The organism is Pseudomonas sp. C7.1, from assembly GCF_056312395.1.
Genome location: NZ_JBWDTL010000002.1, coordinates 237,656 through 250,000, shown reverse-complemented (window position 1 = coordinate 250,000; position 12,345 = coordinate 237,656). Strand labels below are relative to the sequence as shown.

The 12,345-nt window shown below is 60.1% G+C and carries 13 protein-coding genes; 7 read left to right on the top strand and 6 right to left on the bottom strand.

Going from position 1 to position 12,345, the window contains the following annotated elements; translation table 11 throughout:
- Positions 1-157 precede the first annotated feature (157 nt).
- Complete coding sequence (tyrS, locus tag AC0T4W_RS02315) at positions 158-1,360, bottom strand: tyrosine--tRNA ligase (RefSeq protein WP_476315645.1); 1,203 nt, start codon at positions 1,358-1,360, stop codon at positions 158-160.
- A 214-nt stretch (positions 1,361-1,574) separates the two neighbouring features.
- On the opposite strand from tyrS, the gene AC0T4W_RS02310 reads away from it, so the two are divergent.
- Positions 1,575-2,981 (top strand): peptidoglycan DD-metalloendopeptidase family protein, encoded by a 1,407-nt coding sequence (locus AC0T4W_RS02310; protein WP_476315642.1) that lies wholly within the window; start codon positions 1,575-1,577, stop codon positions 2,979-2,981.
- Positions 2,982-2,984: 3 nt separating this feature from the next.
- Positions 2,985-4,076 (top strand): anhydro-N-acetylmuramic acid kinase, encoded by a 1,092-nt coding sequence (locus tag AC0T4W_RS02305; protein ID WP_476315639.1) that lies wholly within the window; start codon positions 2,985-2,987, stop codon positions 4,074-4,076.
- Between the two features lie 78 nt (positions 4,077-4,154).
- Here AC0T4W_RS02305 and erpA read toward each other — a convergent pair whose 3' ends face one another.
- From erpA to argC, 4 genes are all read right to left on the bottom strand, one after another.
- On the bottom strand, positions 4,155-4,505 hold the full coding sequence (erpA, locus tag AC0T4W_RS02300; protein ID WP_090256106.1) for an iron-sulfur cluster insertion protein ErpA: 351 nt from the start codon (positions 4,503-4,505) through the stop codon (positions 4,155-4,157).
- Positions 4,506-4,581: 76 nt separating this feature from the next.
- Positions 4,582-4,992: a bactofilin family protein gene (locus AC0T4W_RS02295; protein WP_476315634.1), complete on the bottom strand. Its 411-nt coding sequence runs from the start codon at positions 4,990-4,992 to the stop codon at positions 4,582-4,584.
- Positions 4,993-5,001: 9 nt separating this feature from the next.
- Positions 5,002-5,679 (bottom strand): DUF6776 family protein, encoded by a 678-nt coding sequence (locus tag AC0T4W_RS02290; protein WP_476315631.1) that lies wholly within the window; start codon positions 5,677-5,679, stop codon positions 5,002-5,004.
- Positions 5,680-5,732: 53 nt separating this feature from the next.
- Positions 5,733-6,767: an N-acetyl-gamma-glutamyl-phosphate reductase gene (gene argC / locus AC0T4W_RS02285; protein WP_476315628.1), complete on the bottom strand. Its 1,035-nt coding sequence runs from the start codon at positions 6,765-6,767 to the stop codon at positions 5,733-5,735.
- Between the two features lie 146 nt (positions 6,768-6,913).
- Between argC and hemJ the strand changes: the two genes are divergently transcribed.
- From hemJ to AC0T4W_RS02270, 3 genes are all read left to right on the top strand, one after another.
- Positions 6,914-7,342 carry a protoporphyrinogen oxidase HemJ gene (gene hemJ / locus AC0T4W_RS02280; RefSeq protein ID WP_476315625.1) on the top strand — a complete coding sequence of 143 codons (429 nt, stop codon included), beginning with the start codon at positions 6,914-6,916 and terminating at the stop codon, positions 7,340-7,342.
- A gap of 21 nt (positions 7,343-7,363) precedes the next feature.
- A complete protein-coding gene (locus AC0T4W_RS02275) occupies positions 7,364-8,326 on the top strand; it encodes an NAD(P)H-dependent flavin oxidoreductase (protein WP_476315622.1) in 963 nt (320 codons plus the stop codon).
- A gap of 267 nt (positions 8,327-8,593) precedes the next feature.
- The gene (locus tag AC0T4W_RS02270; RefSeq protein ID WP_476315619.1) at positions 8,594-9,538 is read left to right on the top strand and encodes a DUF805 domain-containing protein; all 945 of its coding nucleotides are present in this window, start codon (positions 8,594-8,596) and stop codon (positions 9,536-9,538) included.
- A gap of 54 nt (positions 9,539-9,592) precedes the next feature.
- On the opposite strand, the gene AC0T4W_RS02265 is transcribed toward AC0T4W_RS02270, so the two are convergent.
- Complete coding sequence (locus AC0T4W_RS02265) at positions 9,593-11,074, bottom strand: AAA family ATPase (protein WP_476315616.1); 1,482 nt, start codon at positions 11,072-11,074, stop codon at positions 9,593-9,595.
- 57 nt (positions 11,075-11,131) lie between these two features.
- Between AC0T4W_RS02265 and AC0T4W_RS02260 the strand changes: the two genes are divergently transcribed.
- Entirely contained in the window at positions 11,132-11,470 is a 339-nt protein-coding gene (locus AC0T4W_RS02260) for a histidine triad nucleotide-binding protein (protein WP_476315613.1), read from the top strand.
- Positions 11,455-12,288, top strand: coding sequence for a formylglycine-generating enzyme family protein (locus AC0T4W_RS02255; protein WP_476315610.1), 834 nt, complete (start codon positions 11,455-11,457; stop codon positions 12,286-12,288). Before AC0T4W_RS02260 ends, AC0T4W_RS02255 begins: the two co-directional genes overlap by 16 nt.
- Positions 12,289-12,345: the final 57 nt, after the last annotated feature.

Sequence of the window (12,345 nt, the reverse complement as noted above, 5' to 3'; positions counted from 1 at the left end):
TGGCGAACGCAGGTCAACCGATTGTTGCGCTTTTGTTTCAACACCCCCGCAATCAAAGGCTGCAGCCATACAATCACCTAGGCGCCGCCTGCAGAAACGACAAAGCCGTTGAAGCTGACGCTTCAACGGCTTTGTCGAATCTACCGCACCTAAGGCATTACGAGTCGGGCTTAAGCGTAATGCGCGCAAACGCTTTCTTGCCGGCCTGACAGGTATGCGCAGCGCCTACCTTATATATAAAGGTGCGATCTACCACCTCACCATCTACACGCACGCTACCGGAACCCAGCAGATCACGCGCCATCGCAGCGTTCTTCACCAAGCCGGCTTTATTCAGCAACGCTGCTATTGGCATATCCTCGACAGACAACACCTCAATCTCTGGCAGATCCTCAGGCAGCTCGCCTTCCTTCATGCGGTTGCCCGCAGAGCGATGGGCACTGAGCGCAGCCTCTTCGCCATGGAACCGCGCAACGATCTCTTCGGCCAACTTGATCTTGATGTCACGCGGGTTAGCCCCCTGTTCGACATCACGCTTGAACAGCTCGATCTCCTCCATCGAACGGAAGCTGAGCAGCTCGAAATAGCGCCACATCAAAGCATCCGGCATGGAGACCAGCTTGTTGTACATGACACCAGGGGCTTCCTGGATACCTATATAGTTGCCCAATGACTTGGACATCTTCTTCACGCCATCCAACCCTTCAAGCAGCGGCATGGTGACAATGCACTGCGACGCCTGACCATAAGAGCGCTGCAACTCGCGCCCCATCAGCAGATTGAACTTCTGATCGGTACCACCCAGTTCAACATCCGCCTGCAGCGCGACCGAGTCATAGCCCTGCACCAACGGGTAGAGGAACTCGTGAATGGCGATTGGCTGATTGGTCGAGTAACGCTTGCTGAAGTCATCACGCTCTAGCATGCGCGCCACGGTGTACTGCGAGGTCAGGCGAATGAAATCGGCCGACCCCATCTTGTCCATCCAGGTGGAGTTGAAGGCGATTTCGGTTTTCGCCGGATCGAGAATCTTGAACACCTGGGTCTTGTAGGTCTCCGCGTTCTCCAACACCTGCTCGCGAGTCAACGGCGGACGCGTGGCGCTCTTACCACTGGGATCACCAATCATTCCAGTAAAATCGCCGATCAGGAAAATCACCTGATGGCCCAGTTCCTGGAACTGGCGCAGCTTATTAATAAGCACGGTGTGCCCGAGGTGCAGATCCGGCGCCGTCGGATCAAACCCGGCTTTGATACGCAGTGGCTGACCACGCTTGAGCTTCTCAACCAGTTCAGCCTCAACCAGAACCTCTTCCGCACCACGCTTGATCAGCGCCAACTGCTCTTCAACCGACTTCATGACAGGACTCACGACCACTCAAAAACGAAAGGGAACCAACCATACAAGATCGCAGACAAAGCACAAGTTCTGCCCACCACCCGCCTACGCTAAGACCACCTCGCGACAACCGGGGTTGCCTCGCTAGCGATTTGGTTATATTTTATACAGTTACTGCATATTCATCATTTCGTTTATCTATTTCTTTTCATTTTTAACATCAAAAAAGCAGCCTATGACCTCTCCAACTAAAGCGCCGCCGCTATACCCCAAAAGCCATATTCTGGCAGCCAGTGGCGTTGCCGCCCTCCTGAGCCTAGCCCTACTGGTATTCCCCTCACGCGAAGTTGAAGCCAAGAAAACCTACATCAATCTTGAACTGGACAACGGCGCAGAATACGCCGAGCTGCAGGACGAGCCGGACTCTGCCGCCTCGCAGGCACGCCAATCACCGTTCGCCAGCACAGCGGCAACCGAAGCACCGACAGATAATGAGCCGCAGGCCGCGCAGATTGAAAAACCGCCAGAAATCGACCCACGGCAGCGCATTGTTCGCGTAGAGAATGGCGATACGCTGTCCACGGTATTTGCCAAGGTGGGCCTGAGCGCAACAACCCTGCATGAAGTGCTCAACAGCAGTAAGGAAGCCAAGCAGCTGACACGCCTGAAAGTAGGCCAAACGCTCGATTTCAAGCTCAGCGCGGATGGCCAGCTCGAAAGCCTGCACAGCAAGCTCAGCGATTTGGAAAGCATTGCCCTGGCCAAAAGCGAGAAAGGCTTCAACTTCAAACGTGAGCTGGTAAAACCTGAAGTCCAGACTACTTACAGCCGCGGAGTGATCAACAGCTCGCTGTTTCTCTCAGCCAAACGTGCCGGCCTTTCGCACAGCTTGACCATGGACCTGGCTAACGTATTTGGCTACGACATCGACTTCGCCATGGATATTCGTGACGGCGATGAGTTCGAGCTGATCTACGAAAAGAAAGTGGTAAACGGCAAACAGGTCGGCACCGGCAATATCCTCTCCGCACGCTTCACCAACCGCGGTAAGACCTATACCGCAGTGCGCTATACCAACAAGCAAGGCAACAGCAGCTATTACAGCGCCAATGGCGAAAGCATGCGTAAAGCCTTTATCCGCACCCCGGTGGATTTCGCCCGTATCAGCTCGCGCTTTTCTACAGGGCGCCGCCACCCAGTGCTGAACAAGATTCGCGCGCACAAGGGTGTGGATTACGCCGCCCCACGCGGCACACCGATCAAGGCTGCCGGCGATGGTCGCATCACCCTGGCAGGTCGTCATGGCGGCTACGGCAATGCTGTAATCATCCAGCACGGCCAACGCTACCGCACCCTGTATGCCCACATGAACGGTTTTGCCAAGGGCATCCGCAACGGCAGCAACGTCAAGCAGGGCCAGATCATCGGCTACATCGGCACCACTGGCCTGTCGACGGGGCCACACCTGCACTATGAGTTCCAGGTCAACGGCGTGCACGTTGACCCGCTAAGCCAGAAGCTGCCAATGGCCGACCCAATCGCCAGCAGCGAAAAAGCCCGCTTTATGCAGTTGAGCAAGCCGTTGATGGCGCAAATGGACAAAGAGAAGTCCACGATGCTTGCCCTCAATAATCAGCGCTAAGCCATGCCCCTCTACCTCGGCGTGATGTCCGGTACCAGCCTGGATGGGTTGGACATTGCGCTGATCGAACAAGAACACAGCACTTGCCTGCTTGGCACGCGCTATCTGCCCATGCCAGACGAGCTGCGTACCAACTTACTCAGCTTGTGCGCCTCAGGCCCAGATGAGCTCGCCCGCGCGGCTATCGCCGAACAGCAGTGGGTCGCGCTCGCCGCACAGGGCATCAATGAGCTGCTGTTGCAGCACGGCATACCCGCACACAGCGTTCGCGCCATCGGCAGCCATGGCCAAACCGTGCGCCATGAGCCTGCGCGCGGTTTTACTATTCAGATCGGCAACCCCGCCCTGCTCGCAGAGCTGACCGGCATCAGCGTGGTCAGCGACTTTCGTCGCCGCGATGTAGCTGCGGGCGGCCAGGGCGCGCCACTGGTTCCGGCATTTCACCAGGCATTGTTTGCCAGCGAGGGCAGCACCCGCGCCATCCTGAATATTGGTGGTTTCAGTAACCTTAGCCTGCTTGAGCCTGAACGGACGGTGCATGGCTTCGACTGCGGCCCAGGCAATGTACTGCTGGATGCATGGATTCAACGTCATCAAGGCCTGACATACGACCAGGACGGTCAGTGGGCCGCCAGTGGCCAGGTACAGATGCAGCTTCTGCACACCTTGCTGAGCGATCCCTACTTCAAGACTCAGGGCCCGAAGAGCACCGGGCGCGAGCTGTTCAACCTTGCCTGGCTGGATCAGCACCTGCAGAACCTACCGGCGTTTGCCCCAGTTGACGTACAGGCAACCCTACTGGAACTGACCGCCATCAGCATTACCGAGGCGCTCAAGGCCGCTCAGCAGAATACCGAGATGCTGCTGGTGTGTGGTGGTGGCGCACACAACCACACGCTGATGCACCGCCTTGCGCAGCTGCTGCCCAATAGCCAGGTGAGCAGTACCGATAAGCATGGCGTGCCAGCCGATTGGGTTGAGGCCATGGCTTTTGCCTGGCTCGCGCACTGCTGCCTGGAAGGCATCCCCGCCAACCGGCCGAGCGTCACCGGCGCACGCGGCCTACGAGTGCTCGGCGCGATCTACCCCGCCTAATTATCCATGCATATTTGCGACACCCAGAAACGACAACGCCGCGCACAAGGCACGGCATTAGCCTGAACAACCTGTAAATCAAATCGAGAACGACGAACCGCAGCCGCAGGTGGTGGTGGCGTTCGGGTTGTTGATGACGAATCGCGAACCTTCCAGACCTTCCTGATAATCGACCTCGGCACCAGCCAGGTACTGGAAGCTCATCGGGTCGACCACCAGGCTTACGCCTTCGCGCTCGATGATGGTGTCATCCTCGGCCACTTCTTCATCGAAGGTGAAGCCGTACTGGAAGCCGGAACAACCGCCTCCCGTTACAAACACGCGCAATTTCAGGCGCGGGTTGCCTTCCTCATCGACCAGGCTCTTCACCTTGTTCGCTGCGCCCTGCGTAAATTGCATAGCGCTGGGGGTGAAGGTTTCGACGCTCATGCTGATTAACTCCCGGCGCTGCGCGCCATACTGCATTCTGATCGGCATTATCCGCTTACCCGAGAAAATCGGTCAACTATTGTGCGGCATCCAGTGTTTCTGGCAATTCCAGCGGCCGCGCATCGTCCTGTAAACGGCAGAGACGGCCTTCAATCTGCGCCCCCATGGCCATTTCCATCAGCGCGTAATACAGATTGCCCCGCACCCGCGCCCGCGCGCCTAACTCAAGATGGCCACTGGCGTGCACATCACCGACCACTTCACCATCAATCACTATATGGGGGGCGCGAATCTCACCTTCAACCCGGCCCTGCACACTGACGCGCACCATGCCTTCGCTGGCCACTAGGTTACCGATGACCTTGCCATCGACCTGCACCGCGCCTTGAAAGCGCAAATCGCCATGCAGCTCGGCACCCACCGCAATCAAGCTGGTTTTACCCGCGAAGCGCTGCACATCAGTACGCGCCTTGTCTTTATTCCACATAGGGAACAGTCACTCCTCTTTGTTCCATTTGAATGTGCGCAGCAAAGGCTTCTCACCCTTTACCTCGGCACGCACCTTGATCTCGCGCGGGATAAAACCCTGAGGCAATTTCAGCTCGGCGAAGCGCTCAGCCTCGGGGATGGCCTGGAAGTGCTTGAAGGCGAAGGCTATCGGCTGCTCAGGCAGGGCATCGGGCAAGTCTGCGCTCAGCGCTGCCAGCTCGAGCGTGACATCCTGCTTGCCTTGCTTGCCGACGATCGACACCTGCAACTGGCCTTCCAGCGGCGCCTCACCTTTACCCACGCGACTAAGGAGTATCTTGTAGCGGAAATGCTCAGGTCTGTCCGTGGCCTGTAGCTCAAAGGTCTTGATACGCAAACCTTCACGACGACTGGCCGGCGCTAATACGCCTTTGTAGAAAGCCAGATCCTGTTGCTGTTTGTAGATCTGCTCTTCCAGCAGCTTGATGGTCAGACGGCTCTGCTCGTTGGCCTGCTGGCTGACTTTTTCCGCACTGCTAAGCACCGCCACGCGCTGACGCAACTCATCGATCTCGCGCAGCAACTGCTCATCGCGCACTGGTTCGGCCGGCTGCCCCGCGACCGCTGCAGGCTGGCTGTACTGCCGCCACCAGCCGCCAGCATAGAAAGCCAGCGGAATGCACAGCACCAGCAGCAGCCCGAGCATGCGTCGCCGCCGGGCACGCCCGGGATCGCTGGGGCGAACCTCCCAGCCGGCCGTCAAGGCAGCATGGCCGCGTGGGACAGCCCCAGACGTTCATCGAAGCCGAAGAGGATGTTCATGTTCTGCACCGCCTGACCCGACGCACCTTTGACCAGGTTGTCGATGACCGACAGCACCACCACCAGGTCGCCATCCTGCGGCCGATGCACGGCGATCCGGCACACGTTAGCACCGCGCACGCTACGGGTTTCCGGGTGGCTGCCAGCGGGCATCACATCGACGAAGGGCTCGTTGGCGTAACGCTGCTCGAACAGCGCCTGCAGATCAACCGAGCGGTCGACCACGGTGGCGTAAAGCGTGGCGTGAATACCACGGATCATCGGCGTCAGATGCGGCACAAAGGTCAGGCCAATATCCTTACCGGCAGCCCGGCGCAGGCCCTGACGGATTTCCGGCAGGTGCCGATGCCCTTTGACCCCGTAAGCTTTCATGCTTTCGCCGGCTTCACTGAACAGCGAACCCACGCTGGCACCACGCCCGGCGCCGCTGACTCCAGACTTGCAGTCGGCGATCACTTGGGTGGTATCAGCCAGGCCCGCCTCCAACAGCGGAATCAGCGCCAGCTGTGCGGCGGTGGGATAGCAGCCTGGCACCGCGATCAGGTGTGCCTGCTTGATGGCTTCACGGTTGACCTCCGGCAGGCCGTAGACCGCCTCAGGCAGCAGTTCCGGCGCACCATGCGGCTGGCCGTACCACTTGGCCCATTCGTCGGCATCCTGCAGGCGGAAGTCAGCAGACAGGTCGATCACCTTGGTCCCGGCGGCTAGCAGCTCGCCAGCCAAGGCATGGGCCACACCGTGCGGCGTGGCGAAGAACACCACATCACAGGCGCCCAGGGTGACCACGTCCGGCACGCTGAAGGCCAAGTTGTCGTAATGACCGCGCAGGTTCGGGTACATCTCGTCGACACGCATGCCGGCCTCGGAGCGCGAGGTAATCACCTCGACCTGCGCTTGCGGGTGTTGCGCCAACAAACGCAACAGCTCGACACCGGTATAGCCCGTGCCGCCGACGATTCCGACCTTGATCATCACTTGCCCCTTTGCAATACAGCAGTGGAAAGCTGCCGATGATACGGCCGCTTCGGCCAGGGGCCAACACTTGAGCGCCACCAGTGATGACGGAGACGGTCATGCCCACTACTATCGGGGGCACTTTCCTACAACGAGTTCGAACAATGCTCTATCTCTGGCTCAAGGCTCTGCACATCATCGCCATGGTCTGCTGGTTCGCCGGCCTGTTCTACCTGCCGCGCCTGTTCGTCTACCACGCCATGAGCACCGACGAGGTCAGCCGCGAGCGCTTCTGCATCATGGAGCGCAAGCTCTATCGCGGGATCATGTGGCCGTCGCTGGTTCTCACCGTCGGTCTGGGGCTGTGGCTGATCAGCCTTAACCCGAGTTACTACTTCAGCCAGGGCTGGATGCACGCCAAGCTGAGCCTGGTGGCGCTGCTGGTGGTGTACCAATTTATGTGCGGCGCCCAACTCAAGGTCTTTGCCCGTGGCGAGAACCAGCGCGGCCATGTGTTCTACCGCTGGTTCAATGAAGCGCCCGTGCTGGCCTTGCTTGGCATTGTCATTCTGGTCGTGGTTCGCCCGTTCTAAATACTTTAAGAGGATTACTGCATGTCGCTGCCAGCCCTGCTCGAACAACGCCTGCGCCTGCCCGTCGTCGCGGCGCCGATGTTTCTGGTGTCCAACCCGCAACTGGTACTGGCCTGCTGCAACAACGGCATCGTCGGCAGCTTCCCGGCGCTTAACCAGCGCGACAGCAGCGGCTTCAAGGACTGGCTGCAAGAGGTCGAAGCCGGCCTGGTCAGCACCGCCGCGCCCTATGCGGTCAATCTGATCGTGCACGGCAGCAACCCGCGCCTGCAGGCGGACCTGGCGATCTGCGTCGAGCAGCGCGTACCTATCGTCATCACCAGCCTCGGCGCGGTAAAGGAAGTGGTCGATGCCGTGCACAGCTACGGCGGCCTGGTGTTCCACGACGTAACCACCCGCCGACACGCCGAAAAAGCCGCAGAAGCCGGCGTCGACGGCCTCATCGCAGTGGCCGCCGGCGCCGGAGGACATGCCGGCACCTGGAGCCCGTTTGCGCTGATCGCCGAAATCCGCCAGTTCTTCGACAAGACCCTGCTGCTGGCCGGCTGCCTTAACCAAGGCCACGAAGTACTGGCCGCGCAACTGCTCGGTGCCGACCTTGCCTACCTCGGCACCCGCCTGATCGCCACCCAGGAAAACGCCGCCTCCGCTGCCTATAAACAGATGATTCTCGACGCCAAAGCCGCCGACATCATCCACACCCCGGCGGTCTCCGGCGTGCCGGCAAGCTTTATGCGCCAGAGCCTGGAGCTGGCCGGTTACGACCTCAAGCAGCTGCAGAACAAAGGCGAGGTCAATTACGGCGAGAAGCTCAAGCCGATGGATGAAGAAGCCAAGGCCTGGAAAACCGTATGGTCGGCCGGCCAGGGCGTCGGCACTATCCGCGACCTGCCCAGCGTCGAGCAACTGATCACCCGCCTCGACAGCGAATACCGCGCCGCTCTCACGCACAGCCTGCAGCTGCAACAACGCTGGGCACGATAACGCGACGCAGTTTGCTCGGCTCAGCCGGCACAGACTTACAGGCCGATAACAGGGTGCTACTGCACTCGCAGCCTTTGTCAGGCCTGTTCGAGCGGTTCACCCAGCTCGTCCTTCTGCGCAACGGCCATTTGGTCGGCAGCTGGGCCGCCAGCAGAGCGTGACCCACCTCTAGGCCCCGCACATTTGCGTGCAGGCAGCTTGTTTACTGGCCTGCAGGCCGGCTAGTCTGTAGCGCAATTCCATTCTGGCACCGACAAGGACGCCGACATGACCCAAGCCCGCTTCAAGATTGTGTTCAACGGCGAGTTAATGCCCGACGCCACCCTGGAAACCGCTAAAGAAAATCTCGCCCGCCTGTTCAAAAGCGACCTGACCCGGATCAATTCGCTGTTTATCGGCAGACCCGTCGATATCAAGCGCGACCTTAGCGAAAACGAAGCGGACCAGTACCTCAAAGCGCTGCAAAACGCCGGCGCCAAAGTGCGCAAGGAACAGGACCTGGCAGCCAGCATGAGCCTGGTGGAAACCGACGATCACCGCGTGCCTGATAGCGAACCAGCCAGCAACGTACCGATGACCTGCCCCAAGTGCGGCCACCAGCAAACTAAAGCCATTGAATGCTCGGCCTGCGGCGTTGTTATCGAGAAATTTATCGCCCGCCAGGCCATGCTCGCGGAAAACCCACCTGAAGTGGTCAGCGCAGCAGCCACCCCCTACGCCACACCCAAAGCAGCCGTAGCAGAAGCCCTGCCGGAATTCGGTGAGCTAAAAGCCTTTACCACTAACGGGCGAATCGGTCGTTTGCGCTACCTGGCCTGGTCGATGGTGCTGATGCTGGCCTGCTTGCCTTTATTCGGCATCGCCGGCGGTTTCTTCGCCGCCTCGGAGATTCTTGGCGGTCTGCTGATGGTGGTAGTGGGTATCGCCGTGGCGGTGGTTGGCGTCATGTTCGGCGTGCAACGTCTGCATGACATCGGCTGGTCTGGCTGGCTATTGCTGGTCACCCTAGTGCCGATTGTCGGCGGGGTGTTCTCCCTGCTGATGTTTATCATCCCCGGCAGCACCGCTGCCAACCGCTTTGGCCCGCCGCCGCCGCCGAACAGCACGGCGGTGAAAGTTCTGGCGCTGTCGTGGATCGCCATCATCGTCATCGGTATTGTTGCGGCCATCGCTCTGCCTGCCTATATGGGTTATGCCGGCGCAGGCCTGTAGCCAACCCGCAGCGCATTTTTCCGCACGGCTCAATCGCCAATTCGGCAAACCCAACTAACCGGCGTTGACCGTGCGCCCATCTGCCCAGGCGCGCAGTGCGGCCAGGTCTTCGGCCATCACCACCGATAGCGGCGCAGTGCCCTGGATGCTCTGCAGCAGCAATGCCTGATTGACCGCTTGCTGCTGGGCTTGCGCGGCATACAGTGCACTGACCACCGCCTGTTCGATTTCCGCGCCGGAAAACCCTTCACAAGCCGCCGCCAGTTGCGTCAGGTCAAAACCTGTCACCTCCAGCTCGCGCCGTGCCAGGTGAATACGGAAGATTTCGGCCCGCACCGCCGCATCAGGCAGATCGACAAAGAACAGCTCATCGAAACGCCCTTTGCGCACCAGCTCCGGTGGCAGCCGTGAAATCACGTTAGCCGTGGCCACCATAAAGACCGGCGCCTTGCGCTCGGCCATCCAGGTCAGCAGAGTGCCTAGCACCCTCTGACTCACGCCACCATCGTGATCGCCGCTGGCCAGGCCCTTTTCGATCTCATCCATCCACAGCACACAAGGCGCCATCTGCTCGGCCAGCTTTAAGGCTTCGCGTAGATTGCGCTCGGTCTCGCCGAAGAACTTGTTGTACAGGCAGGCAAAGTCCAGCCGTAGCAAAGGCAAGCCCCACAGACCGGCGATAGCCTTGGCGGCCAGACTCTTGCCGCCGCCCTGTACACCGACCAGCAGCACGCCCTTGGGCAGATCGACGCCTTTGCCGTCAAGAAAGATACTCTGCCGGTCACCCAGCCAGCGCTTGAGGTTGCTCAGCCCACCGACCTCGGCGAAACGCGCGGTGTCGTACTCGAAACTCAGTACACCATCGAGATCGAGCAGCTGGAATTTGGTCTTGTTCAGCTCCGGTATGTCTTCCTGGGTAATCGCGCCGTCATCACAGATCACATTGCGCGCCAGCGCACGCGCCTCGGCATGGCTGAGGCCGCGCAGGTTCTTCACCACTTGCTGCAGGGTGCGGTTATCGGTGCGCACCCGGGCATTGCGGTTGCGTGCGCTCCAGCCGGTGGCCTCATCACGCACAATGGCCAACAGTTCTTCCTCAGAGGGCAACGCCAGGCTGAAGCGCGAGGCATAACGCTGCACTTCCGGCGGCAGTTTGCAGGCGTGGGAGACCAGCACCAGCGTCGGCTTGCTGGGCTGCTCGCTCATGGCGATTTCCTTGAGCAGGCGCACCAGCTTGGGGTTGTCCTCAAGAAACGGATGCAGATCGCACATCACATACAGCGTTGGCTGCGTGTCAGCCTTGATCAGGCGCAGGGCGGTTTCCGGCTCCAGGGTGGTGCTGTCGACGGGTTCCTGAATGGAAAAACCTACCCGCTGCAAGCCCTCAGTGACCGACCACAGCTGCAAGCCAAGGCTGCGGCGCACCGCCAGGCTGGTCAGGGTTTCCAGCACCCGCAGTTCATCCCAGGACTCGATCAACACCAGCTTGGTCTTGGAATCCAGTACCAAGCCCAGATCATGAATATCGTTTTTCACCCACGCTCCTTGTCCACTAAACTCGGGCCTCTTTAAATACCGGCCGGGAGACTGTCCATGGACTGTCTATTTTGCAAGATCGTCGCTGGTGAAATACCGGCGCGCAAGCTTTATGAAGATGATCAGGTGATTGCCTTTCACGATATCGGCCCGCAGGCACCCGTGCACTTTCTGGTTATCCCGAAAAAACACATCAGCACCCTCAATGAGCTGAGCGAAGCGGACGTGCCGCTGGCTGGGCATATCCTCTTTACCGCCCAGCGCCTGGCCCAGGAGCAAGGCTGTGAGGAAGGCTTTCGCGTGGTGATGAACTGCAATGACCTGGGCGGCCAGACGGTGCACCACATCCATATGCACGTGATGGGTCAGCGGCAGATGGCATGGCCACCGGGTTGAATCGCTCATTACTCAGCGCACTGACCGTGCTCGCCCTACTGATTGGCACCCCTGCGCACGCGCATGCGCCTGGCAGCCTGTTCAACGATGCCTTACCCAAAGGCCAGCAAGGGCCGCAGCTGGTTGTAGTGCCGGCCGGGCGCTATCTGCTGGGCGATCACAGCGGCCGTGGCAATCACAACGAACGCCCCCTGACGCCCATCGAGATCGCTCAGCCATTTGCCATCGGTCGTTATGAGGTGACGTTCAGCGACTGGCAGCAGTATGCCGAGGCCACTGCCACGCCGATGCCAAATAACGAAGGCTGGGGACTGTCGGCGCAGCGCCCGGTGATCCATGTGTCCTGGCACCAGGCCGTGGCCTACAGCCAATGGCTGTCCAAGGTCACCGGGCAGCGCTATCGACTGCCCACCGAAGCCGAGTGGGAGTACGCCGCGCGCGCGGGCAGCACCAGCTATTACTGGTGGAGCGAGCAGCTCGACAGCCCGGAAACCCGTCCGCGTGCCCATTGCCGTGGCTGCGCCACCTCGCGCTTGATACAGAGCAAGACCGAGCGCGTCGGCCAGTTCGCCGCCAACGCCTTCGGCCTGTATGACACTGCCGGCAATGTCTGGGAATGGACCGCGTCACGCTTCGCCAGCCCCTTCGATGGGAGCGAGCAACAGGCGGCCAGCCTGCTCGACAAAAGCCCGCGAGCGGTGCGCGGCGGCGCCTGGAACAGCGGCCCGAGCTACCTGCGTAGCAGCCAGCGCGACATGAAGCAGCCGCAGCACAAGGACTATGCCCTGGGTTTCCGTGTGCTGCGCGAGCTGCCCTGAGGCCGACGCGCGGCAAGGCTGCGACGAAACGTCAACAGACCTTCTCCCGCGCGTGGA

Bases quoted from the DNA above. Each gene is read 5' to 3' on its own strand.
- AC0T4W_RS02275 (WP_476315622.1), top strand. From the start codon at position 7,364: ATGTCGCTGCCAGCCCTGCTCGAACAACGCCTGCGCCTGCCCGTCGTC.
- AC0T4W_RS02255 (WP_476315610.1), top strand. From the start codon at position 11,455: ATGGCCACCGGGTTGAATCGCTCATTACTCAGCGCACTGACCGTGCTC.
- AC0T4W_RS02260 (WP_476315613.1), top strand. From the start codon at position 11,132: ATGGACTGTCTATTTTGCAAGATCGTCGCTGGTGAAATACCGGCGCGC.
- AC0T4W_RS02270 (WP_476315619.1), top strand. From the start codon at position 8,594: ATGACCCAAGCCCGCTTCAAGATTGTGTTCAACGGCGAGTTAATGCCC.
- AC0T4W_RS02305 (WP_476315639.1), top strand. From the start codon at position 2,985: ATGCCCCTCTACCTCGGCGTGATGTCCGGTACCAGCCTGGATGGGTTG.
- erpA (WP_090256106.1), bottom strand. From the start codon at position 4,505: ATGAGCGTCGAAACCTTCACCCCCAGCGCTATGCAATTTACGCAGGGC.
- AC0T4W_RS02290 (WP_476315631.1), bottom strand. From the start codon at position 5,679: ATGCTCGGGCTGCTGCTGGTGCTGTGCATTCCGCTGGCTTTCTATGCT.
- argC (WP_476315628.1), bottom strand. From the start codon at position 6,767: ATGATCAAGGTCGGAATCGTCGGCGGCACGGGCTATACCGGTGTCGAG.
- AC0T4W_RS02310 (WP_476315642.1), top strand. From the start codon at position 1,575: ATGACCTCTCCAACTAAAGCGCCGCCGCTATACCCCAAAAGCCATATT.
- tyrS (WP_476315645.1), bottom strand. From the start codon at position 1,360: ATGAAGTCGGTTGAAGAGCAGTTGGCGCTGATCAAGCGTGGTGCGGAA.
- AC0T4W_RS02295 (WP_476315634.1), bottom strand. From the start codon at position 4,992: ATGTGGAATAAAGACAAGGCGCGTACTGATGTGCAGCGCTTCGCGGGT.
- hemJ (WP_476315625.1), top strand. From the start codon at position 6,914: ATGCTCTATCTCTGGCTCAAGGCTCTGCACATCATCGCCATGGTCTGC.